Origin of the sequence: Erythrobacter sp. (assembly GCF_040217515.1) — a bacterium.
Taxonomy (GTDB): Bacteria; Pseudomonadota; Alphaproteobacteria; order Sphingomonadales; family Sphingomonadaceae; genus Erythrobacter.
Map to the genome: position 1 here is coordinate 149,415 of NZ_JAVJPT010000012.1, position 21,023 is coordinate 170,437.

The window sequence follows — 21,023 nt, forward strand, 5'->3', positions numbered from 1 at the left end:
CCCTTGTGGCTTCGCGTCGAGGCGGCGATCAGGCGGCCTGCGCGTCGAGCCGTGCGAGGGCTTCATCCCGTCCCAGAAGGACCAGAACATCGAAAATACCGGGCGAGGTCGTCGTCCCGGTGAGTGCGGCGCGCATCGGTTGCGCGAGCTTGCCGAGGCCCAATCCCAAGTCTTCGGCCAGCGCTTTCGTAGTGGCTTCGAGAGCCTCGCTTGTCCAGTGATTTTCCTGCGCCAGCGCCCGTGAAACCAATGCAAGGCGCGCACGTGCTTCATCGTCGAGCAGGCCCGCTGCCTTCTCCGTCATGTCGAGCGGCCGGGTGGCAAAGAGAAAGCCTGCGCCTTCAGCGATTTCGTCGAGGTTCCTCGCACGAACTTTGAGCACGGGCATGGCTTCTTCCAAGAGCGCCCTGTCCGCCCCTTCCGGCAGGCGTGGCAGGACAAGGTCGGTCAGAACCCTGTCGTCCGTTTCACGAATGTAATGGCCATTGAGATTCTGCAGCTTCTTGAGGTCGAAACGCGACGGGCTCTTGCCGACGCCCGACAGATCGAACAGCTCGACCGCCTCTTCGCGGCTGATCTCCTCGCGATCGCCGTAGCCCCAGCCGAGCCTCAACAGGTAATTGAACATGGCATCGGGAAGGATACCGAGCTCGTCGCGATAACTCGCCACCCCGACCGCGCCGTGCCGTTTCGACATCTTCGCCCCGTCGGCGCCATGGATGAGGGGGATGTGCGCGTAGGCGGGATCGTCCCAGCCGCCCTCGATCTGCTGCATGGCGCGATAGATCGGCAGCTGGCGAAATGCGTTGTTGAGATGATCGTCACCGCGGATGACGTGGGTGACGCCCATGTCGTGATCGTCAACGACCACTGCGAGCATATAGGTCGGGGTCCCGTCCGCACGCAGGATGATATAGTCGTCGAGTTCCTCGTTCTTGACCGATACGGTGCCCTGCACTTCGTCCTCGATGGTCAGGACGCCCGTGAGCGGGGTTTTGAGCCGTACGGTGTAGGGCGCGCCAGCCGGCGCTTCGGACGGGTCGCGGTCGCGCCAGCGCCCGTCATAGCGCATCGGCTGCTTTTGCGCGCGCTGTTCGGCCCGCATCGCCTCGAGTTCCTCGGGCGTCGCGAAGCATTTGTAGGCATGTCCCGCCTCGAGCAGCTGATGCGCGACTTCGGCATGGCGCTCGGCCCGCTGCGACTGGAATACCGGCTCCTCGTCGTAGTCGAGACCGAGCCAGGCGAGACCCTCGAGGATCTTGTCGATCGCCTCCTGTGTCGAACGCTTAGTATCGGTATCCTCGATCCTGAGCAGGGCCTTGCCGCCGTGATGGCGGGCATATAGCCAGTTGAACAGCGCGGTGCGCGCGCCGCCTATATGGAGAAAGCCTGTCGGCGAAGGGGCGAAGCGGGTAACGACTGGCGTGGTGCTTTCGCTTGCCATGGAGTGCGAATTCCTTTTCAATACGGCTACTTCCAAGAGGCCTTGACCCCGGGGGAGGTGGTCGATGGGCGACGCGCCGATCATACCGATGGGAGAGGGAGCCGCCGGCAGCGATGCCGCCGGGTCGGCCACCCGAGACACTCCTGCGCGCCCTTGGCAAAGGCGCTCGGGATTGTCCAGTGTCCGGCGTTTGTCCAGTGGCGGCGCGGCGTCGAACGGGTTCGCAAACGTCGCGCTCGCGAAGGCCGAGCGCTTCCTCGCCGAGGCGGGTTTCGACCGCGCACCCTGGCTGGCCGTGGCTTTCGCCTGCGGCATTCTCGCGTGGTTCGCCATGCCCTCGCCATGGCATTGGAGCGCTGCGATCGGTGGCGGCGTACTGGCCTTTCTCTCAGCGTTTGCGCTGTGGCCAACCGGCTCCGCTATCGCAGAGGAGCGCGGGCACCTGCGCCGGGCGATGATGGCGTTGGGCCTCGTCTTCGCTGCCGGGGTCGCGGTCATCTGGGTGCGTTCGGGGGTCGTCGGCGCCGAGGCTATGGACCGCCCGGTCATAGAGCGCGTGCAGGGCTATGTCCTCGAACGCGAGGACCAGCCTGCAGAACAGCGCACCCGATTGACGCTTGCGGTAAGGGACTCAGCCTCAGGCGAAAGCCGCAAGATCAGGGTCAATGTCCCGCTCGAGGCGCTTGCCGCGGGCGAGGCGAGAGCGGGCACGGGCTCGGTAGCCGAGGGGGCCGTCGTGCGCATGCGAGTGCGGCTTATGCCGCCTGCAAGTCCGATGTTGCCGGGAGCCTACGATTTCGCGCGCACGGCATGGTTCCGCGGATTGGCCGCTACCGGGAGCTTGATCGGCGAACTCGAGCTGGTCGAATCCGCGCCGCAGCGTGGCGGTATCGCCAGGGTCCAGCGGGCCCTGTCGCAGCATGTGCGCGATCGGGTGGACGGTTCTGCAGGGACCATCGCCGCAGCCTTTGCAAGCGGCGACAGGGGGGCAATCGACCGGGCGGACGAAGAGGCGATGCGCGATGCCGGCCTCACCCACCTGCTCTCGATCAGCGGGCTGCATGTAAGCGCGGTGATCGCGGCCGCCTATCTTGCGGCGCTCAAGCTGCTCGGTCTATTCCCGACCATCGCCTTGCGTGTGCGTCTGCCCGTGCTCGCCGCAGGCTGCGGCGCCCTTGCCGGGATCGGCTATACCCTGCTTACCGGTGCCGAGGTGCCGACCGTGCGCAGCTGCGTCGCGGCGCTGCTGGTACTCGTCGCGCTCGCGATGGGGCGCGATGCGCTCTCCTTGCGGATGGTTGCGGCGGCGGCGTTCGCGGTTATGCTGTTATGGCCGGAAAGCGTGGCCGGGCCAAGCTTCCAGATGAGCTTCTCTGCCGTACTCGCGATCGTCGCGCTGAGCGCATCGGCCCCGGTGCGGGCCTTTCTCGCTCCGCGCGAGGAGCCGTGGTGGGGGCATGCCGGGCGGCGCGTGATCATGCTGTTCGTGACCGGCCTCGTGATCGAGATCGCGCTGATGCCGATCGTGCTCTATCATTTCCATCGCGCGGGGCTGTACGGGGCTCTGGCCAATGTCGCCGCCATACCGCTCGTGACCTTTGTCTCAATGCCACTTATCGCCCTCGGACTGCTGCTCGACGTCGTTGCGCTCGGCGCGCCGGTCTGGTGGCTGGTGAAGGCCTCGCTGGACCTCCTTCTCGGCATAGCTCACGTCACGGCAGCGCAGCCCGGCGCGGTCAAGCTCATGCCGCAGATGGACGCCCTGACGATTTCGCTTTTCGCGGCCGGAGGGCTGTGGCTGGCTTTATGGACCGGCCGCGCGCGTCTGCTGGGTTTCGTGCCGGCGAGCCTTGCCACGCTCCTGCTGCTTGTGACCCCGATCCCCGACGTACTTATCGGCCGGGACGGACGACATGTCGGGATCACTATCGACCTGCCGGACGGGAACCGCCGCCTCCTGAGCCTGCGCGATACCCGCTCGTCTTACAGTCGAGACAACCTACTCGAACTTGCCAGCGTCACCGCCGATCCGATTCCGCTTGTCCAATGGCCGGGTGCACGGTGCTCTCGCGCCTTTTGCTCTCTCCGAATCGAGCGTGGTGGGAGGACATGGACCCTGCTGATGGCGCGCAACCGCCATATGATCGAGGAACGGCGCCTCGCTGCGGCCTGTGCGCGCGCCGACATTGTCGTCGCCGACCGATTCCTGCCGCGCTCCTGCCGTCCGCGCTGGCTCAAGGCCGATCGCAAGATGCTGCTGAGGACGGGAGGGCTGTCGATTGATCTCAGACGCGGTGAGATAACCAGCGTCGCCGAAAGCCAGGGCGAGCACGGTTGGTGGCGCGGTGAGCGAGACTGATTAGGCGTCGCGGCCATGGTTCGATGCCGTCAGTCACGATGCGCATCGAACGACTGGCCTGTGTCGACGCCTGCATTGGGCCGACTGAAGCAGTGAATTGAAGAGCGAACCTGTCCGGCAAGCGGATTACACCCGGTACCGGCCTCTGGCGGGTCAACTGGACGGCAAACCAGACAAGCCTGAAATCGGGACGGCACGGTCAAACTACGATGCGGCCGTCGCGCCCCGACAATGGCGCCTATTCGACTGGAAGGATTCGGCACAGGTTGAGCGTAGTCCGCCCTATTCAGTGATAGCGCCGGAGAAGCCCCGCTAACCTGCCTTGGACCTGAACCTCCTCGCTCCGGTAGACCTGCGGTTCGTATGCCGTATTGGCCGGATCGAGTCTTACTGTCCCACCATCCTTGTGGAGATATTTGAGCGTCGCTTCCTCGCCCCGGACCAGCGCCACAACGATCTCTCCGTCGCGGGCGGTGTCGGTGCGTTTCACGAGAGCGAAATCGCCATCGAAGATCCCCGCCTCGATCATCGAGTCCCCGGATACTTCGAGCGCGTAATGTTCGCCAGGGCCGAGCAGGGCGGCAGGCACGGGCAGCGAATTCTGACCTTCCAATGCCTCGATCGGGGCGCCGGCCGCGATCCTGCCGTGTAGCGGGATCTCGATGACGTCATTGGCGGGCTCGGGCGCATCGCGCAGGGTACGTGAAACAGAAGCAGCTGCGTCATTCGCCGCATCGAGCCCCGCGCTGCTGCGCGGAGCCGGGGCCGCGTCCTCGGGCTGGCGTATGACTTCCAGTGCGCGCGCCCGATTGGGAAGGCGACGGATGAAGCCGCGTTCTTCGAGCGCCGAGATCAGGCGGTGCACACCCGACTTGCTTTTGAGGTCGAGGGCTTCCTTCATCTCCTCGAAACTGGGCGAAACGCCGGTTTCTTCGAGCCTTTGCTGGATGAAGCGGATCAGTTCGTGCTGCTTTTGAGTCAGCATGGATATTCTCCCAAGGTCGCATCCCTGCGCGTGCGCGCCGGAATGCCGGAACGGCGCATCGCCGAGAGGCACCGGGAAGGGTGCGTAGTCGATGCTGGCATCCACCAAAAAGGTGAACGAATGCGGAACGAATAGGCAACCGTTTCAACCAAGTCAAGCGGGCGGAACCCGATAACGGGCGCGTTTCAGCCGTTTTGGAGCAAATGTACCGTTACCGGATGTCCTTTTTCGACAGGCCCGGCGTTTGCCGGCCGCTCGATCAAGCAGCTCGCTTGCGCGAGCGCCATCAGCCCGCTCGAATCCTGTGAGCCGGTACGCCTGACCGTGCCTGCGTCATGCGTGGCGCGCAGGAATTCGCGGCGAGGGCCTGTCGGCGGCAGGTCTTCGCCGGCCTGCATGATCAAACCCTGCGGCAATGGATCAGCCGCCCCCATTGCGGCCCGCACCAGCGGCAGCACAAATAGAAAGGCGGTCACGAAACTCGATACGGGATTGCCGGGCAGCCCGACGATGACCTGCGTGCCATCGACCGCTTGCCGTGTCGCTACCATGATCGGCTTTCCCGGCTTGACCGCGACCTTCCAGAAATCGATCCGCGCGCCCCAGTCCTTCAGCGCCTGCTGGACCAGGTCGTGATCGCCCACCGATGCCCCGCCCGATGTGACGAGGATCTGCTTGTCTTCCGCCAGTCGCAAGGCCTCCGCAAGTGAGACCGGATCATCACCAACCGGGCCGAGCCTGTCGACGGATCCGACATGGGGGTGCAGCATCGAGCTCAGCATGATTCCGTTGCTGGCGAATATCTGGTGCGGTCCGCAGGGTTGTCCGACCGGCACGAGTTCATCACCGCTGTCGAGAACGGCGACCGACGGCGGCTCCCGCCACTCCAGAGCGGCGTGTCCGGCGGCGGCGGCAAGCGCCAGGACGGAAGGAGCAATAGGTGTGCCCTTGGCGAGCAGCCTATCGCCTTTGCGGAAGTCAAAACCCGCCTTGCGCACGTGACGACCCGGCGCCGGACATTGGCTCGCCGATATCATCTCGCCCTCCTTATCCGCGTCCTCCTGGATGAGGACCCGGTCGCTGCCTTCGGGCATGTGCGCACCGGTCGATATGCGCACGCATTCGCCCGTCCCGAGTGCTTTATCGAAAGGGTGCCCGGCGCGGCTTTCGCCGATCCGTTTCCACGGTCCCGGCCCGGCCCCGAGGGCATATCCGTCCATCGCGGACAGGTCGGCGGCGGGCTGGGAGCGCTTCGCCTCCACATCGCGGGCGAGATATCGTGGGCGTGAGACAGGCCCTATATCCTCAGAATATGAAGGTGTCTCAGGGGCGAGGGCGAGCAGACGGACCTGCGCTTCCTCGAGCGTCAGAGTACCGCTCATGCGCCAAGATCCGATGCGCGCCAGTCGCCGCTTTTGCCGCCGCGCTTTTCGATCAGGCGAATCTCGCCGATCACCATTGCCTTGTCGATGCTCTTGGCCATGTCGTAGATCGTCAGCAGCGCCGTGGAGACGGCCACCATGGCCTCCATTTCGACCCCGGTCCTGCCGGTCAGCGAAGCTTGGGCGGTGACGGTGATAGCATCGTTCTCGAGCGCGAAATCGACATGCACCGCTTCGAGCGCGAGTGGATGGCACAACGGGATCAGTTCGCCCGTGCGCTTGGCCGCCATGATCCCCGCGATCCGGGCGGCGGCGAGCACATCACCCTTGGGCGTATCCCCTTCGCGTATCGCATCGAGCGCTTTACGGGACATGGCGATCCGGCCCGAGGCCACAGCGACGCGTTTGCTCGCCTGCTTGCCGCCGACATCGACCATCCGTGCCGCGCCGTTTTCGTCAAGGTGTGTCAGTCCGCCCATGCTCTCGCTTCCCTTCGACCCGAGACCCTCTGGTTGCCACGCTCCGAGCGTCGCGGCACCGGCTGCACCTTACCGGGATGGTCAGCTTCGGAGCAATTTTCGCGTCGCATCGGCTATGTCGTCTGCACGCATGAGGCTTTCCCCGACGAGAAAGCAGCGTACGCCTGCCGCTGCCAGCCTTTCGCAATCGGCATGAGTATAGATTCCACTTTCCCCCACGATCAGCGCCCCCTCAGGAGCAAGCGGGGCGAGACGTTCCGTAACGGTAAGCGAGGTCTCGAAAGTCCTGAGGTCGCGGTTGTTCACCCCGATCAGGCGGGACTTGAGACGCGTCGCGGCGCGTTCGAGTTCGGCCTCGTCGTGGACTTCGACCAAGACGTCCATGCCGAGATCAAGGGCCGCGTCCTCGATCTCGGCCATCTGGGTGTCGTCAAGGGCCGCGACGATCACGAGCACCGCATCGGCCTGAATCGCGCGCGCTTCGATGCATTGCCAGGGATCGACCATGAAATCCTTGCGCAGCACGGGAAGCGAGGATGCGCTTCGGGAGGCGACGAGATAATCCTCATGACCTTGGAAATAAGGCGCATCGGTGAGAACCGAAAGGCAGGCCGCGCCTCCGCTTTCGTAGTCGCGGGCATGGTCGCCGGGGCGGAAGTCCTCGCGAATAAGGCCCTTGGAAGGGCTTGCCCGCTTGATCTCTGCGATCAGGCCAAAGCCCTCGCTGCTTGCCGCACGTAGTGCAGCTTCGAAGCCGCGGGGCGCGGCGGCGCGTGCGGCTGCGGCCTCCAGCTCCGACAGCGCGATCGCGTGTCGGCGGGCGGCTACGATTTCGCGCTTTGCGGCGCAGATTTCTTCGAGCTTGTTCATCGGTCCCCGGGCTGTTCGCACCCGCCTTAGCCGTTCGCGGCGAGCCAAGTCGATAGGACTTTGCACGCGCATGTCTCGCCCGCAATCGAAGCGGCATCGCAGGTCATGCGGCCAGCGAGATCCAGCGTTCGAGAAGGCGGTGCGCCGCGCCCGAATCGATCGCTTCGGCCGCTGTTTCGATCCGGTCGGTCCAGCCGGTCCCGCGCATCGCCACGCGCAGGGCTCCGGCGGCATTGAACAGGACCGCGTCCCGATAAGGGCCTGGCGCACCCATCAGCAGCGCTTTGAGCGCCGCTGCATTGTGCTTGGCATCGTCGCCGCGGATCGCCTCTATCGGGGCGCGCGGCAAGCCTGCTTCCTCGGGGCTTGCGCGCTGCATCTCGAATGTGTCGCCCGTAACAACAGCGACTTCGTTCCCCCCCGCAAGGCTCAGTTCGTCGAGGCCCTCGTCGCCCGAGACGATGAGCGAGCGCCCGGTTCCGAGCATCGCCATCGCGCCCGCGTAGATCGGCACATAGGCCGGGCGCGCAATGCCGATAAGCTGGCTGTGAACTCGCGCCGGATTCGACAGCGGGCCCATCAGGTTGAAGATTGTGCGCCGACCGATCTTCCTGCGGATGGGCTGGATGCGCCCCATGGCGGGATGGTGATTCTGCGCAAACAGGAAGCATATGCCGATTTCGGCCAAGGTCTTTTCCGCCGTTCGCCCGGCCGCTTCCATGTTCAGCCCAAGCGCTTCTAGAGTGTCCGCCGCTCCCGCCTTGGACGAAGCCGCGCGATTGCCGTGTTTCGCCACTGGCACGCCGCAGGCGGCGACCACGAGGCTGACGGCGGTAGAGACATTGAGCGTGTGATGCCCATCGCCACCCGTGCCGCAGACATCGATTGCATCCCCGGGCGCCTCGATCGGGATCAGCCGCGCGCGCAGCGCCCGGGCCGCGCCCGCGATTTCGGAGGAGCTTTCGCCGCGCTCGGTAAGGTCGACGAGAAAGCGTTCGATCTCTTCTTCGGTCGGCTTTCCGTCAAGGATCATGCCGAAGGCGGCTTCGGCTTCGGTTTCGCAAAGGGGATCGGAAATGTCGGGCAGGCTGGTCATGCACGGACCCTTTCCGGCACGACAGCCTCGATCCCGCATTTGCGCGCGAAATTGGCAAGCAGGGCGTGGCCGTGTTCGGTCGCAATGCTTTCGGGGTGAAACTGGACACCGTGGATTGGAAGCTCGCCATGGCGGAAGCCCATGACGCTGGCGTGATCGCTGCCGGGCGTTTCGGCGTGGGCGTTGGGAATCAGCACGTCGGGTGCACCGACCACTTCGAGGCTGTGATAACGAGTCGCAGTGAAGGGGGAACTCAGGCCTGCGAAAACGCCCGTGCCGTCATGCGTAACGGGGCTGGTCTTGCCGTGCATCAGGCCGCCTCGCACCACTCGCCCGCCGAAATACTGCCCGATAGCCTGGTGACCGAGACATACGCCGAGCAGTGGCGCATTGGCATCCGCGCAGGCCGCGACGAGATCGAGGCTCACTCCTGCCTCGTTGGGGGTGCAGGGTCCGGGCGAGATCAGAAAGCCCTTTGCTTCGGTAGCCAGCGCCTCCGATGCGGAGATCGCATCATTGCGTTCCACCCGCACCTCGGCCCCCAGTTCCATAAGATAATGGACGAGATTGAAAGTGAAGCTGTCGTAATTGTCGATGACGAGGATGTCGGGCGAATTCATGTCTGCATACCTGCAAGCTTGTTGGTCGCGCGCACAAGGCCGTCGATGATGCCCGGCTCGCTCGAGGAATGGCCCGCATCGTGCACGATCCAAAGTTCGGCCTCGGGCCACGCCTTCTTGACTTGCCAGGCGCTGGTCGGCGGTGTGCAGATGTCGTGGCGGCCCTGAACGATGATGCCGGGGATATGACGAATCCTGTGCATGTCGCGTAAGAGCTGGCCCTCTTTCAGGAAAAAGTCCTCAAGAAAGAACCGCGCGCAGATCCGGGCGAAGGGAACGGCCTTGGCCGGATCGGCGAATTCATCGATCAGTGCCTCATTGGGCAGCAGGGTCGCGACCGTGCCTTCCCACAGGGACCATTCGCGCGCGGCGGCAAAGCGGGTTTCCTCGTCGTCGCTGGTAAGCCGGTCATGGTAAGCTTTCACGAGGTCGCACCGTTCGGCCTCGGGGATGAGCCCGCTGAAACGGTCCCACTGCTCGGCCATGATCTCGCTCGCCCCGTAGGAATAGAGCCAGCGTTTTTCCTTCTGGCGCGCGAGGAAGACGCCGCGCAGCACGATCTCGCTTACGCGGTCCGGATGCGCCTGAGCATAGGCGAGGGCGAGCGTCGCGCCCCAGCTGCCGCCGAAGACCTGCCATTTTTCGTGCCCGCACATTGCGCGCAGGCGCTCGATATCGGCGACGATGCGTTGTGTGTCGTTGTTCTCTATTTCGGCGAAAGGCAGCGACTTCCCACAGCCGCGCTGGTCGAACAGCAGCACATCATAGAGCGAGGGATTCCATTGGCAGCGATGTGACGGACTCATCCCGCCTCCCGGACCGCCATGGAGGAATACGGCCGGCTTTGCGCCGGGCGTGCCGACTCGCTCGTAATAAAGCGTGTGGCCTTCGCCCACGTCGAGCATCCCGGTTTCGTAAGGCTCGATCTCCGGATAGAGCGTCCGGTCATAGGCGAGTGTCACGGCTTGTTCTCCACGACGAGAATCGGCCCCGCGCGTCCCTCGTCGAGCCGCCCGGTCGCAGGGTCCCAGAGCGCCGAATTGCCCGAAGCGAGCAGCAGCGCCTCCTTAGTTCCGATCTCGTCGCGATAGAAGCGCGCGATCTTGCCGAAGCTTACGGGTTCGTCCGAGATGACGAAATGCGCATGGCCTTCCGCATCGATGCCCACGCCGTTGCGCAAAGTGCGCGAAGCGCCATCATCCTCGAAATCCGGGTGGAGCTCGCCGCCCGTCACCAGCATCGGGCCCGATTGCGTCCCGAATTGCGGGCGGTCGCGCACGGTCGCAAAGAACCTGCCGGTCGATAGCACGCGCCAATCTTCGCCGCTGCCGAAAAAGACGCCGTTCGGTTTCATGTAGAAATTGCCGTCGCCTTCTCCGCGATCCAGTTCGGAGAGGCGTTCGCCCTCTTCGACGTAATAGCCGAGCGCGCGCAGGTCATCGCCGAAAGCCCCGCCAGTGACGGCGAAGGCGATGGTCTTCGAAGCGGTTGCGTCTGCCAAGGCGGCGAGCGAGCCGAAGGGCTGTCCGCCCCCGGGTGCAAGCACGGTGCGGATCGTGTGCGTCTCGGGATCGGCGATGCAATGCGTAAGCTGCGTGCCTTCGAACGCGACCGCAATGCACACCGAGGCACGCTGGGGTTCCGTAGACGCTTCGGGTAAAGCTTCCGCGTCCACGACTTCCTCCGCTTGATCCGGCCCCGACTCGTCGAGCTCGGTGCGCACGACAGGCTCTCCGGCAGGCTTTTGCTCGCAGGCCGCTATGGCAAGAACGGCTGGCAAGGCGAAGATCGTAGCGCGGCGCTTCACTGGCCGTATCCCGGTTCGCCGGCGATGCGTACCGCTTCGCGTGCAGCAGCGAACAGAGCGCCGGCCTTTGCCCGGCATTCGGCGAGTTCGGCATCGGGGTGCGAATCCGCGACGATCCCGGCACCTGCCTGCACGTGCATGACACCGTCCTTTAGCACCGCAGTTCTAAGGACTATGCACGAATCCACTGACCCGTCGGGCGCAAAATAGCCGACGCCCCCGGCATAGGCTCCACGCGTTTCGGGCTCCAGTTCGGCGATGATCTCGCAAGCGCGGATCTTGGGCGCGCCAGACACCGTCCCTGCGGGAAAGCCCGCGAAGAGCGCGTCGAGTGCGTCGCGCCCCTCGGCCAATTCGCCCACGACGTTGCTCACGATATGCATAACGTGGCTGTAGCGCTCGATGGTGAAGCTGTCAGTGACGGCGACGCTGCCGCGCGAGGCCACCCGGCCCACATCGTTCCGGCCGAGATCGAGCAGCATCAGGTGCTCGGCGCATTCTTTCGGATCGGCGAGCAGTTCGGACTCGTTTGCGAGATCTTCGGCGCGCGTCTCGCCGCGCGGGCGCGTTCCCGCGATCGGCCGGATCGTCACCTCGCGCCTGCCCGCCTGTTCCGCGCGCACCCGAACGAGGATCTCCGGACTGGAGCCGACGATGGCAAAACCCGGCAGGTCGAGAAAAAAGAGAAAAGGCGAGGGATTTACCCTCCTTAGCGCTCGGTAGAGCGCGAGCGGGGGAAGCTCGAAATCGCAGGTGAAGCGCTGTGCGAGAACGACCTGAAATATATCGCCTGCAAGAATATAGTCTTTCGCGTTGCCGACCATTGCCTTGTAGTCCTCCCCGGATAAGACAGGGAGCGGTTCCGGTGCGGGCGTGTTAGGGCCGACACGCGGCTCGGGCGGGCGCGGGTGAGAGAGCGCGGCGAGCGCACTGTCGATCCGTTCACCCGCGTTGGTAATGGCGGCTTCGGGATCGTCCGCCTGCCAGATCGGTGCGACGCAAAACAGGCTGTCGGTCAGTCCGTCGAAAACGCAAATGAGCGTCGGGCGAACGAACAGCATGTCCGGCAAATCGAGCGGGCTGTCTGGCGCGCGAGGCAGTTTCTCGACCAGTCCGATCGTCTCATAGCCGAAATAGCCCACGAGACATGCAAGGGCAGGGGGCAGGGCCTCGGGTACGTCGATGCGGCAGGCGCTTGCAAGCTCTCGCAACCGGTCAAGGGGATTGCCGGACAGTTCTGCGAACGCGTCCCGATCACTTTGCCAGTCGCGATTGATCTCCGCCCTTCTGCAGCGGGCGCGGAACACCAGATCGGGATCGAGGCCGAGCAGGCTGTAGCGTCCGCGAACCTCGCCCCCTTCGACAGATTCGAGCAGGAAGTCGCCGCGCCCCGGTTCGATGAGCCGCCTTGCCGCGCCCACGGGCGTGTCGCAATCCGCGACCACCATGCGCCAGACCAGCGCGGGTTTACCCGCACGAAGCGCGCGCTCCGCCTCCTCGGCACCATGTACCGCTCGGCCCAGCACTTTCTCCATACCTGTCACGCGCGACCTCTCACGACCGGTCAAATCTCGCCGACGAGCCGCCTGCGGACATCTTCGATCGCTTCGTCATTCCGCTCGATCCCGATTTGCTCGCCGATGGCCTTCGTCAGCTGGCGGCGATATTCGTCGGCAAGCGTCGATGCGAATTGCTGGCGAGTCTGGGCGATGAGGGGATCGTCCGGTTCGATGTCGCCCGTCTCGACCTCATCGAGATCGACAAGATACCAGCCGATGTCCTGTGGCGCCTCCAGCAGCTTGGTTGAGCCCTGTGCCATCGAGAACAGCAACACCAACGGCGGAGCAATTTCGCGCCCGCGCTGGGCGAGCAGTTCGCGCCGGGAAAGGTCGACGGGCTGGACCTGGAAGCGCGGCTCGTCCTCGTCTCTGAGGGCATCGGCGAAGTCGGCGCCCCCGCGCGATTTTTCGAGGACACGGCGAGCTGCCTCGCGCGCTTTTATGCTGCCTTCGGCGCGGCGCCAGGCGGCGGTTACCTCTTCACGGATCTCGTCCAGCGGCGGTGCCGCAGAGGGGATCACTTCGCTTACGTCGAAGACAATGAAACGATCGACGGAGCCAAGCGAGGCGAGCTGTGGTTCGCTCTCCTCCATTTCGAAAGCGGTTTCGAGCACCGGGGCGATCTCTGGGGACACTTGCGCACCGGGTTCACCGAAGACGCGGCCATCGGCAAGAAGGGCGGGGCTGGTGCGCATTTCCAGATCGAATGCCTCTGCCACTTCGGTCAGCGAGGTTCCGTCGTAAAGTTCGTCCTCGATCCGGGCCGACAGGTCGACGAGAGCGGCGGCGCGCTTTTCCTCGAGGATCTGCTGCGCGATCTCTTCGTTCGCCTCGGCAAGAGAGCGGGCGGGCACCTGTTCGACCTCGTCAATTCGCGCGACATACCAGCCGAGCGTTCCGCGCGCAGGCTCCGCTATTGCGCCCTTTTCGGCAGCGAAGACCGCCTCTGCAAAAGCGAAGCTGGTCGCGTTGGCCAACGCATCGCGATCGCGCAGGTCGCTCGAGGAAACCTGGAAACCCGCCTGCTGCGCAGCCGCTTCGAGCGAGAGTCCCCCACGGATGCGATCCACGAGCGATTTTGCCGCTTCCTCGGTCGGCACGACGAACGAGCTCACCGCCCGGCGCTCACGCGCTTCGTAGGCGGCCCGGTTGGTCTCGTAACGCTGCTCGATTTCCGCATTGGTCGGCTCGATGTCGGCAAGAACCGAATCCGGCCCGAAAGTGGCAAATCGGATTACGCGCCGTTCCGGCCGTCGGAAACGGGCCCGGCTCTCCTCGTAGAACGCCTCCACTTCGCCGTCGCCCGGTTCCCCCTCGGGCGCGTAGAGCGCGCTCGGGATCAGGGCGATTGCGCCGCGGCGGCGTTCGAGCACGAGCGAGGCATATTGCCGCGCGGCGCGCTCGGGCAATTGAGGTGCGGCGAGGGCTGGGCGCAGCAGCATTTGTTGGAGCAATCCGTCCTTGAGATCGCCGCGCAGCATCTCGTCGCTGAGGCCCTGGCTGCGGAGCGCCTGCTGGTAGACCTCCTCGTCGAATTCGCCTGCGACATTGCGGAAGGCCGGGATTTGCAAGATTTCGCTGTTCACGAGATTTCGTCCGGCACGCAGGCCGAGATCTTCCGCATAATTGCCGACAGCATACTGATTAAGCAGTTGGCGCATGACCTCTTCAAGCAGGCCCTGCTCGACGAACTCCTCCATGCCGATTGTCGGATCCTGCTCGCGCACTTGGGAGAGCGCCGATTGCGCGGTACTTTCGAGTTCGCTCGCCGGGACGCGTTCATCGCCAACCACCGCAATCCGGTCCCCGCCCGCGACCCCGCCGAACGTAGAGCCCGTAATATCGGCCGCGGCGAAGGCGAGCGCGACCAGTATAAGGAACCCGATGAAGATCGGCAGGCCGAATTTCGACTGGAAGAAACGGCGGATCGAGGAAATCATGTCTGGAACGGTCCCGGTAGAGGAGGAGCGCGCGGTCCCTTGCAGCGTGCCCGACTGGTAATTCGCCTTTATCGGGCCTGCGACCTCGCGGCAACAGGTCAGCACGGCTTTTGACTAGTGCGCCATTGTCGGCTAGCGGGCTCTCCCCCGTGCGCCTAAGGCGAAGCGTGAAACGTCTCTCACAATCCGAATTGAACTTGGCAGGATGAACGAATGCCCCAGCGTCCCTACATCGTTGGAAACTGGAAAATGCACGGTACAAGGGCGATGCTTTCCGAAGCACGCGCCATTGACCGCGCCGCCCAGCGTCACATGAAAGTGGAGGTCGCGATCGCGCCGCCTTACACCTTGATCCATCCGGTTCACCGGGAGGCGGAACAGATCGGTGTCGGCGCGCAGGACTGTCATCACGCCGATGGCGGTGCGCATACCGGGGATATTTCCGCAGCCATGGTGGCGGATGCGGGCGCGAAGTTCGTGATCCTCGGACATTCGGAGCGCCGTCAGAACCATGGCGAAAGCGACGCGATCGTCCATGCGAAAGCGCAAGCTGCGCTCTCTGCAGGCCTGCGCGTCATCCTGTGCTGCGGTGAAAGCGACAAGACCCGCGAATCCGGTCGTGCAGTCTCTTTCGTCAAGAAGCAGCTCAAGGCCTCGATCCCGGTGGATCATGAAGCTCTTGCCAATGGATCGGCGAGCATGTCGGGCCGTATCACCATCGCCTATGAGCCGATCTGGGCGATCGGTACCGGGAACACGGCAACGGCCGAGGATATCGCCGAAATGCACGGCGAAATCCGAGCGCTGCTCGTGGAAATGTTCGGCGAGGAGCAGGGCGGGGAAGTGCGGATCCTCTACGGCGGCTCGGTCAAGCCCGACAATGCTGCGGACATTCTCTCCACGCCCGAGGTGGGCGGGGCGCTTGTCGGCGGGGCGAGCCTTACCGCAGACAGCTTCATGGGCATCGCGCTCGCTGCCGCCGAAGCTGCGGAGAGTTGACGGGCCCGGGTGCCATGATCGCCTGAATGCTTGCCCGGGGGCCTCGCCGTCCCTAAATCCCGCCCAGTAGTTGTCTCGCGGCGCTTAGGCGGCCGCCAACTTCAAGATACGGATCGAGAATTTTCAATGTCGCTCTTCCTCTTCCTCACGGTCGTCCAGGCCATTGTCGCCGCCGCGCTCGTCGGCGTCGTTCTCATGCAGCGCAGCGAAGGTGGCGGACTCGGCATCGGTGGGAGCCCGGGCGGGGCGCTGGGTGCGCGCGGGGCTGCCGATTTTCTCTCCCGTGCGACGAAATGGCTCGCGATTCTCTTCGTGGCCCTATCGATTGCCCTCGCAGCCGTTGCGGTCGAAACGCAGAGCGTGAGCGATGTGAGTTCGACTCTCGAACGCGGCGCTCCGGCAAGCCGTGCCGACGACCTGCTTGGTCCGGGCTCGGATGGGCCGGATGATGCCCCTCTGGCTGACCCGGTTTCGCCTGGCGCGCCTGCACCGGTCGAGGACGACGCGCCTCTCGCTGAATAAGCTTGGGCGCGGGCAAGTCCCGGCGCTCAATCTGTGGATCGTCCCGCGCGCCGCGGGCCAATTCGCTTGCCCCGAATCACACCAGACGACTAAGGCCACAATCCCATGGCGCGGTTCATTTTCATCACCGGCGGCGTGGTTTCATCGCTTGGCAAGGGTCTCATGGCGGCAAGCCTTGCCGCGCTGCTGCAGGCGCGCGGCTACAAGGTCCGCATCCGCAAGTTCGACCCCTATCTCAACGTCGATCCGGGCACCATGAGCCCCTACCAGCACGGCGAGGTCTACGTCACCGATGACGGGGCGGAGACCGATCTGGATCTCGGCCACTACGAACGTTTCACCGGCGTTTCCGCGCGCCAGAGTGACAACATCACGAGCGGGCGGGTCTATCGCGATATCATCGCCCGCGAGAGGCGCGGCGACTATCTCGGCGCGACGGTGCAGGTAATTCCGCACGTCACCGATGCGATCAAGGAATTCGCGCTCGCCGACCAGGACGGCCACGATTTCATCTTGTGCGAAATCGGGGGCACGGTGGGCGATATCGAGTCGCTACCCTTCATGGAGGCGATTCGCCAGCTCCGGAACGAACTGGAGCCGCTCCAGACGCTGTCGGTCCATGTAACGCTCGTGCCCTATATCGCGGCGGCGGGGGAGTTGAAGACCAAGCCGACCCAGCATTCGGTCCGCGAGCTCGCCAGCCTCGGGATCAAGCCCGATCTCCTGCTATGCCGCGCAGAGCATCCCATCCCCGATGCCGAACGGCAGAAGATCGCCAATTTCTGCAATGTCAGGCGCGAATCGGTGATTCCGGCGCTCGATGCGCCTTCGATTTATTCGGTCCCGCTGAAATATCACGAAGAAGGCCTCGATGCGGAAGTCCTGCGCGGGTTTGGCATTACCGACGCGCCGCCCCCCGACCTATCGCCGTGGAATGATGTCACCGACCGCTATTTCCATCCCGAAGGCGAAGTCACGATCGGGGTGGTGGGCAAGTATGTCGGCCTGCCCGACGCGTATAAAAGCCTCAACGAAGCCCTGGTGCATGGTGGCTTGGCCAACCGGGTGAAGGTCAATATCCGTTGGATCGACGCGGAAATCTTCGAGGGGGAGGACGAAAGCGAGATCGTCAGTCGGCTGGAGCCGCTGCACGGCATCCTTGTCCCCGGTGGTTTCGGCGAGCGCGGGAGCGAGGGCAAGATCGCTTCGGTCCGTTTCGCGCGCGAGCGTAAGGTCCCTTTCTTCGGCATTTGTCTCGGCATGCAGATGGCCTGCATCGAAAGCGCGCGCGCCGCGGGATTTGCCGAGGCCTCATCGACCGAGTTCGGCGAGACCAGCGAGCCGGTGGTCGGAATCATCACCGAGTGGATGAGCGAGGAAGGGCTGCAGAGCCGGGAAGAAGGGGGCGATCTCGGCGGCACGATGCGCCTCGGTGCCTACGAAGCGAAACTTTCTGCGAACAGCCATACTTCCGCTATGTATGGCGGCGCTACCAGCATATCGGAGCGTCACCGTCACCGCTATGAGGTTAATAGCGGCTATATCGAACCTCTGGAAAAGCAGGGACTGGTCTTTGCCGGCATGTCGCCCGACGGGTTGCTGCCGGAGATTGTCGAGCGCCCAGACCACCCGTGGTTCGTTGGCGTGCAGTTCCATCCGGAACTCAAGTCGAAGCCCTTCGACCCTCATCCGCTTTTCGCCGGGTTCATTGCCGCCGCGCTTGAACAGTCGCGACTCGTCTGATCGCTGGCTTACTCCGCCTAACGCATGATCCGATTTTTTTGCGCGGATCATGCGATTTGCCATGGCCGATGCCCGGCTGAGGCGCGTGAATTGAAACGAAGTGTGCCGTATTGGACCAATGAGGCGGCAGAGCGTGTCGTGTTTTTACAAGTTTATGAAATTAAACTTGCAAAGTGGAGGTTTTTAGCCCTACTCGGCCTTGGAACCTACAGGTTTTCATAAGGGGTAAACCGAAGGGTTTGCATCTCACGGGGGCAAGACCGGCCGTCTTGCCTTACGAGTTAGCGGCAGGGAGGTGCTATGCGCCTTGACGGACCCTGCTGCGACAGGCTCGCGCCGGGCTTGTCCGTCTTCTGCGACCCGGACGGACAATACCTGGCCGAGGCGGCTGATGGTCGCGGGGGCGGATCGATATCGATCCGCCCCCAATCATTTTCCGTTCGATAGAAGTGAAGTGCGCTGTCAGGCTGCGTCGGCATCCTTACGGTCCGCGGCGCGCTCGCGCGCATCGGGAACCGCGGTAAGCGTCGCCCCGCCATTCACGGCGATCTTCTTGGGCTTCATGGCCTCGGGCACTTCACGCACGAGATCGATGGTCAAAAGACCGTCGGCGAGATCGGCGCTGCGCACGCGCACGTAATCGGCCAGCTCGAACCGACGCTCGAACCCGCGATTGGCGATCCCCACATGAATGAATTCGGAGCCGTCATCCTCGCCCTCGTGCTTCTTGCCCTGGACGACCAGAAGGTTTTGGTGGGCAGTGATGTCGATATCTTGGGGGCGGAAGCCCGCGACGGCGAGCGTGATACGGTATTCATCCTCGCCACGCTTTGCGATGTTGAACGGGGGGTAGTTGTCGCCTGAATTCTGGCGGGCCTGCTGCTCGAGCAGATCGAACAGGCGATCGAAGCCCACGGTCGAACGGCGATAGGGGGTGAAATCAAGACGTGACATTGTTTGCAAATCCTCTTTCCTGAGCAATTTGAACATCCAAGGGGCCTGCCTTGTACAGCGCCCCTGCTTGTTGCTGCGACCGGACGTTTCCCGAGACTGGCGAAACGCTGCAGCACTCGTTACCTAGGTTGCGATCGAAAGCTTTCAAGTGTCCTTGCAGCCAGGGCAATCGGGCACTGCGAAAGCGCTGAAATCAAAGCAGCGAAAGGTATGCATGAGCACCCCCACGATCGACATCTACACCAAGTTCGCCTGCCCCTTCTGCGTGCGGGCAAAGCAGCTTTTCGACGCCAAGGGCGCGAATTACACTGAACACGACATCACCATGGGCGGGCCCAAGCGCGAGGAAATGATGGAGCGCGCACCAATGGCGCGGACTGTGCCGCAGATCTTCATCGGCGAGGTCCATGTCGGGGGCTTCGATGACCTCGCAGCCCTCGAACGGGCGGGCAAGCTCGATCCGCTGCTTGAAGGGCATAACCAAGGGTGACGCGCATCGCGCTGTTGCAAATGCAGTCGGGGACGGACCCCGAGGCCAATTTCGCTGCTATCGCGGCTGGTGCGTGGGAAGCCGCGGGGGAGGGGGCCGAAACGCTTTTCACTCCCGAAATGGCGCTTTTGCTCGACCGCGACCGGAAACGCGCCGCACGCACGGTCGCGTCGCCTTCTTACGGCGACTATCCCGCACGATTTGCAGGGCTAGCCCGCGAGGCGAAAATCGACATCGCGCTCGGTTCGATGCCGACGGTTCGGCCTTCGGGCAAGTTCGTCAATCGCGCTGCCTATTTCGCTGCGGACGGCTGCGCGCCTGTGACCTATGACAAGCTTCACCTGTTCGATGTCGAGCTCGCCACCGGAGAAAGCTGGCGCGAGAGCAATGCCTATGAAGCGGGCGAAAGGCTCGGCTTGGTCGAGAACAGCCCCGTCGGTCGGCTCGGTCTGACGATCTGCTACGATATCCGTTTTCCGGCTCTTTTCGAGGTGCTTGGCCGGATGCGGTGCGATGCCATCGCCATTCCGGCGGCCTTCACCGTGCCAACCGGGAACGCGCACTGGCATGTCCTTCAGCGCGCCCGTGCGATCGAGGCGAGCGCTTTCGTGTTCGCTGCCGCGCAGGTCGGCCGGCACGAGGACGGGCGCGAGACTTATGGGCACAGCCTGGTCGTCGATCCGTGGGGCGAAGTGCTGCTTGACATGGGTAATGAGAGGCCGGGGCTCGGACTGTGCGAAATCGACCGAGCCCGCATCGATGAGGTGCGCGGACAGGTCCCCTCTCTTGCCAACCGACGCGAAATCCCCAATCTGTCAGCATCATGATCGTATTCGACCTGCATTGCGAGGCGGGCCACCGGTTCGAAGGGTGGTTCGGTTCATCGACCGATTTCGACAGCCAGTGCCAGCGCGGTCTCGTCACGTGTCCCGAATGCGGGTCTGGCGACATTGCCAAGGCCCCGATGGCGCCAGCGGTCCCGGCGAAAGGCAATTCCGCCTGTGCACAGCTGCGTGAGCAGCCAGCGCGCAATATCGAAGCGCCGAGTGATGGCGGACAGACGGTTTCGAACCGCGAGATGTCGGCCGAAGTCCAGGCTGCGATGAAACATCTTGCCACGGTACAGGCCAAGGTGCTCGAGAAGAGCCGCTGGGTCGGCGACGCCTTCACCGAGCAGTCCCGGGCCATGCATTACGGCGAGCGCGATGCAGCCCCGATTTACGGCAGTGCCAGCCTTGGCGAAGCGAAGGAGCTGATCGACGAGGGCGTGCCCGTCACCCCGCTCCCCTTCCCCGTGGCTCCGCCAGACGAGGTCAACTGAACTACTCCGGTTCGGCAGGGGATTGCCGACGGGGCAGGCGATGCTATGGGGTCGCTGGCTGGTCCCCGTAGCTCAGTCGGATAGAGCGTCGGATTCCTAATCCGAAGGCCACAGGTTCGAATCCTGTCGGGGACACCAGAGTTTTGTGGGACGTCACAAAAGCTTGGACAAAATCCAAGAAGTTTGGACAAGCGTTGCGCTGCCCGATAGAGTTCAGCAGTCAGATGTCATTGTAGAATTCGAGTTGACAGCTCTGCGCCCCATCCAAGACGTAGCCGTTCGATGTCGCAGCTGCTGAAAGCGGATGTTAGGGCGTTTTCCCCACGTTCTGACTCGGAGGGGATTCCTTTGCGGGCGCGGTTCTGATTCAAGCTCCTTGCTGGGGTCAGGAGGCCAGCATGGATGGCACGAACGCTTTCACAGGACCTTCGGGATCGGGTTGTCGCTGCGATC

The 21,023-nt window shown here is 63.8% G+C and carries 19 protein-coding genes and 1 tRNA gene; 8 read left to right on the forward strand and 12 right to left on the reverse strand.

The annotated features are described in order from the left end of the window. Positions 1–28 precede the first annotated feature (28 nt). On the reverse strand, positions 29–1,444 hold the full coding sequence (gene gltX / locus RIB52_RS13865) for a glutamate--tRNA ligase (RefSeq protein ID WP_350176535.1): 1,416 nt from the start codon (positions 1,442–1,444) through the stop codon (positions 29–31). Between the two features lie 190 nt (positions 1,445–1,634). Between gltX and RIB52_RS13870 the strand changes: the two genes are divergently transcribed. After that, positions 1,635–3,803 (forward strand): ComEC/Rec2 family competence protein, encoded by a 2,169-nt coding sequence (locus tag RIB52_RS13870; RefSeq protein WP_350176537.1) that lies wholly within the window; start codon positions 1,635–1,637, stop codon positions 3,801–3,803. Positions 3,804–4,089: 286 nt separating this feature from the next. Here the strand turns inward: RIB52_RS13870 and lexA are convergent, their stop codons facing one another. The 10 genes from lexA to RIB52_RS13920 all read right to left on the reverse strand — a co-directional run bounded on the left by lexA (position 4,090) and on the right by RIB52_RS13920 (position 14,646). Next, a complete protein-coding gene (lexA, locus tag RIB52_RS13875; RefSeq protein WP_350176539.1) occupies positions 4,090–4,788 on the reverse strand; it encodes a transcriptional repressor LexA in 699 nt (232 codons plus the stop codon). A 185-nt stretch (positions 4,789–4,973) separates the two neighbouring features. Then, on the reverse strand, positions 4,974–6,170 hold the full coding sequence (locus RIB52_RS13880; RefSeq protein ID WP_350176541.1) for a molybdopterin molybdotransferase MoeA: 1,197 nt from the start codon (positions 6,168–6,170) through the stop codon (positions 4,974–4,976). Then, a complete protein-coding gene (gene moaC, locus RIB52_RS13885) occupies positions 6,167–6,649 on the reverse strand; it encodes a cyclic pyranopterin monophosphate synthase MoaC (RefSeq protein ID WP_350176543.1) in 483 nt (160 codons plus the stop codon). The genes RIB52_RS13880 and moaC overlap by 4 nt, the downstream gene beginning before the upstream one ends. Positions 6,650–6,730: 81 nt before the next feature. Beyond that, positions 6,731–7,519, reverse strand: coding sequence for an indole-3-glycerol phosphate synthase TrpC (gene trpC / locus RIB52_RS13890; RefSeq protein ID WP_350176545.1), 789 nt, complete (start codon positions 7,517–7,519; stop codon positions 6,731–6,733). 103 nt (positions 7,520–7,622) lie between these two features. After that, entirely contained in the window at positions 7,623–8,615 is a 993-nt protein-coding gene (gene trpD, locus RIB52_RS13895; RefSeq protein WP_350176547.1) for an anthranilate phosphoribosyltransferase, read from the reverse strand. Further along, positions 8,612–9,235, reverse strand: a complete 624-nt coding sequence (locus RIB52_RS13900) for an anthranilate synthase component II (protein ID WP_350176549.1) — start codon at positions 9,233–9,235, stop codon at positions 8,612–8,614. Before RIB52_RS13900 ends, trpD begins: the two co-directional genes overlap by 4 nt. Continuing rightward, complete coding sequence (gene pip / locus RIB52_RS13905) at positions 9,232–10,197, reverse strand: prolyl aminopeptidase (protein WP_350176551.1); 966 nt, start codon at positions 10,195–10,197, stop codon at positions 9,232–9,234. Before pip ends, RIB52_RS13900 begins: the two co-directional genes overlap by 4 nt. Continuing rightward, a complete protein-coding gene (locus RIB52_RS13910) occupies positions 10,194–11,042 on the reverse strand; it encodes a phosphodiester glycosidase family protein (protein ID WP_350176553.1) in 849 nt (282 codons plus the stop codon). The genes pip and RIB52_RS13910 overlap by 4 nt, the downstream gene beginning before the upstream one ends. Next, positions 11,039–12,577 carry an anthranilate synthase component I gene (gene trpE, locus RIB52_RS13915; protein ID WP_502879550.1) on the reverse strand — a complete coding sequence of 513 codons (1,539 nt, stop codon included), beginning with the start codon at positions 12,575–12,577 and terminating at the stop codon, positions 11,039–11,041. Before trpE ends, RIB52_RS13910 begins: the two co-directional genes overlap by 4 nt. Before the next feature lie 29 nt (positions 12,578–12,606). Then, the gene (locus RIB52_RS13920; protein WP_350176555.1) at positions 12,607–14,646 is read right to left on the reverse strand and encodes a peptidylprolyl isomerase; all 2,040 of its coding nucleotides are present in this window, start codon (positions 14,644–14,646) and stop codon (positions 12,607–12,609) included. A gap of 108 nt (positions 14,647–14,754) precedes the next feature. On the opposite strand from RIB52_RS13920, the gene tpiA reads away from it, so the two are divergent. The 3 genes from tpiA (at position 14,755) to pyrG (ending at position 17,805) form a co-directional block, all read left to right on the forward strand. Then, on the forward strand, positions 14,755–15,540 hold the full coding sequence (tpiA, locus tag RIB52_RS13925) for a triose-phosphate isomerase (protein WP_350176557.1): 786 nt from the start codon (positions 14,755–14,757) through the stop codon (positions 15,538–15,540). Between the two features lie 126 nt (positions 15,541–15,666). Beyond that, a complete protein-coding gene (gene secG, locus RIB52_RS13930) occupies positions 15,667–16,062 on the forward strand; it encodes a preprotein translocase subunit SecG (RefSeq protein ID WP_350176559.1) in 396 nt (131 codons plus the stop codon). Between the two features lie 105 nt (positions 16,063–16,167). Next, positions 16,168–17,805, forward strand: a complete 1,638-nt coding sequence (gene pyrG, locus RIB52_RS13935; protein ID WP_350176561.1) for a CTP synthase — start codon at positions 16,168–16,170, stop codon at positions 17,803–17,805. 462 nt (positions 17,806–18,267) lie between these two features. Here pyrG and RIB52_RS13940 read toward each other — a convergent pair whose 3' ends face one another. After that, positions 18,268–18,759, reverse strand: a complete 492-nt coding sequence (locus RIB52_RS13940) for an Hsp20 family protein (protein ID WP_350176563.1) — start codon at positions 18,757–18,759, stop codon at positions 18,268–18,270. 214 nt (positions 18,760–18,973) lie between these two features. Here RIB52_RS13940 and grxC point away from each other — a divergent pair, with 214 nt between their 5' ends. The 4 genes from grxC to RIB52_RS13960 all read left to right on the forward strand — a co-directional run bounded on the left by grxC (position 18,974) and on the right by RIB52_RS13960 (position 20,708). Beyond that, a complete protein-coding gene (gene grxC, locus RIB52_RS13945) occupies positions 18,974–19,249 on the forward strand; it encodes a glutaredoxin 3 (RefSeq protein WP_350176565.1) in 276 nt (91 codons plus the stop codon). A gap of 20 nt (positions 19,250–19,269) precedes the next feature. Then, positions 19,270–20,076, forward strand: a complete 807-nt coding sequence (locus tag RIB52_RS13950; protein WP_502879551.1) for a nitrilase-related carbon-nitrogen hydrolase — start codon at positions 19,270–19,272, stop codon at positions 20,074–20,076. Beyond that, positions 20,073–20,570 carry a DUF1178 family protein gene (locus RIB52_RS13955; protein ID WP_350176569.1) on the forward strand — a complete coding sequence of 166 codons (498 nt, stop codon included), beginning with the start codon at positions 20,073–20,075 and terminating at the stop codon, positions 20,568–20,570. Before RIB52_RS13950 ends, RIB52_RS13955 begins: the two co-directional genes overlap by 4 nt. Before the next feature lie 61 nt (positions 20,571–20,631). Beyond that, positions 20,632–20,708: transfer RNA gene (locus RIB52_RS13960), tRNA-Arg, on the forward strand. Positions 20,709–21,023: the final 315 nt, after the last annotated feature.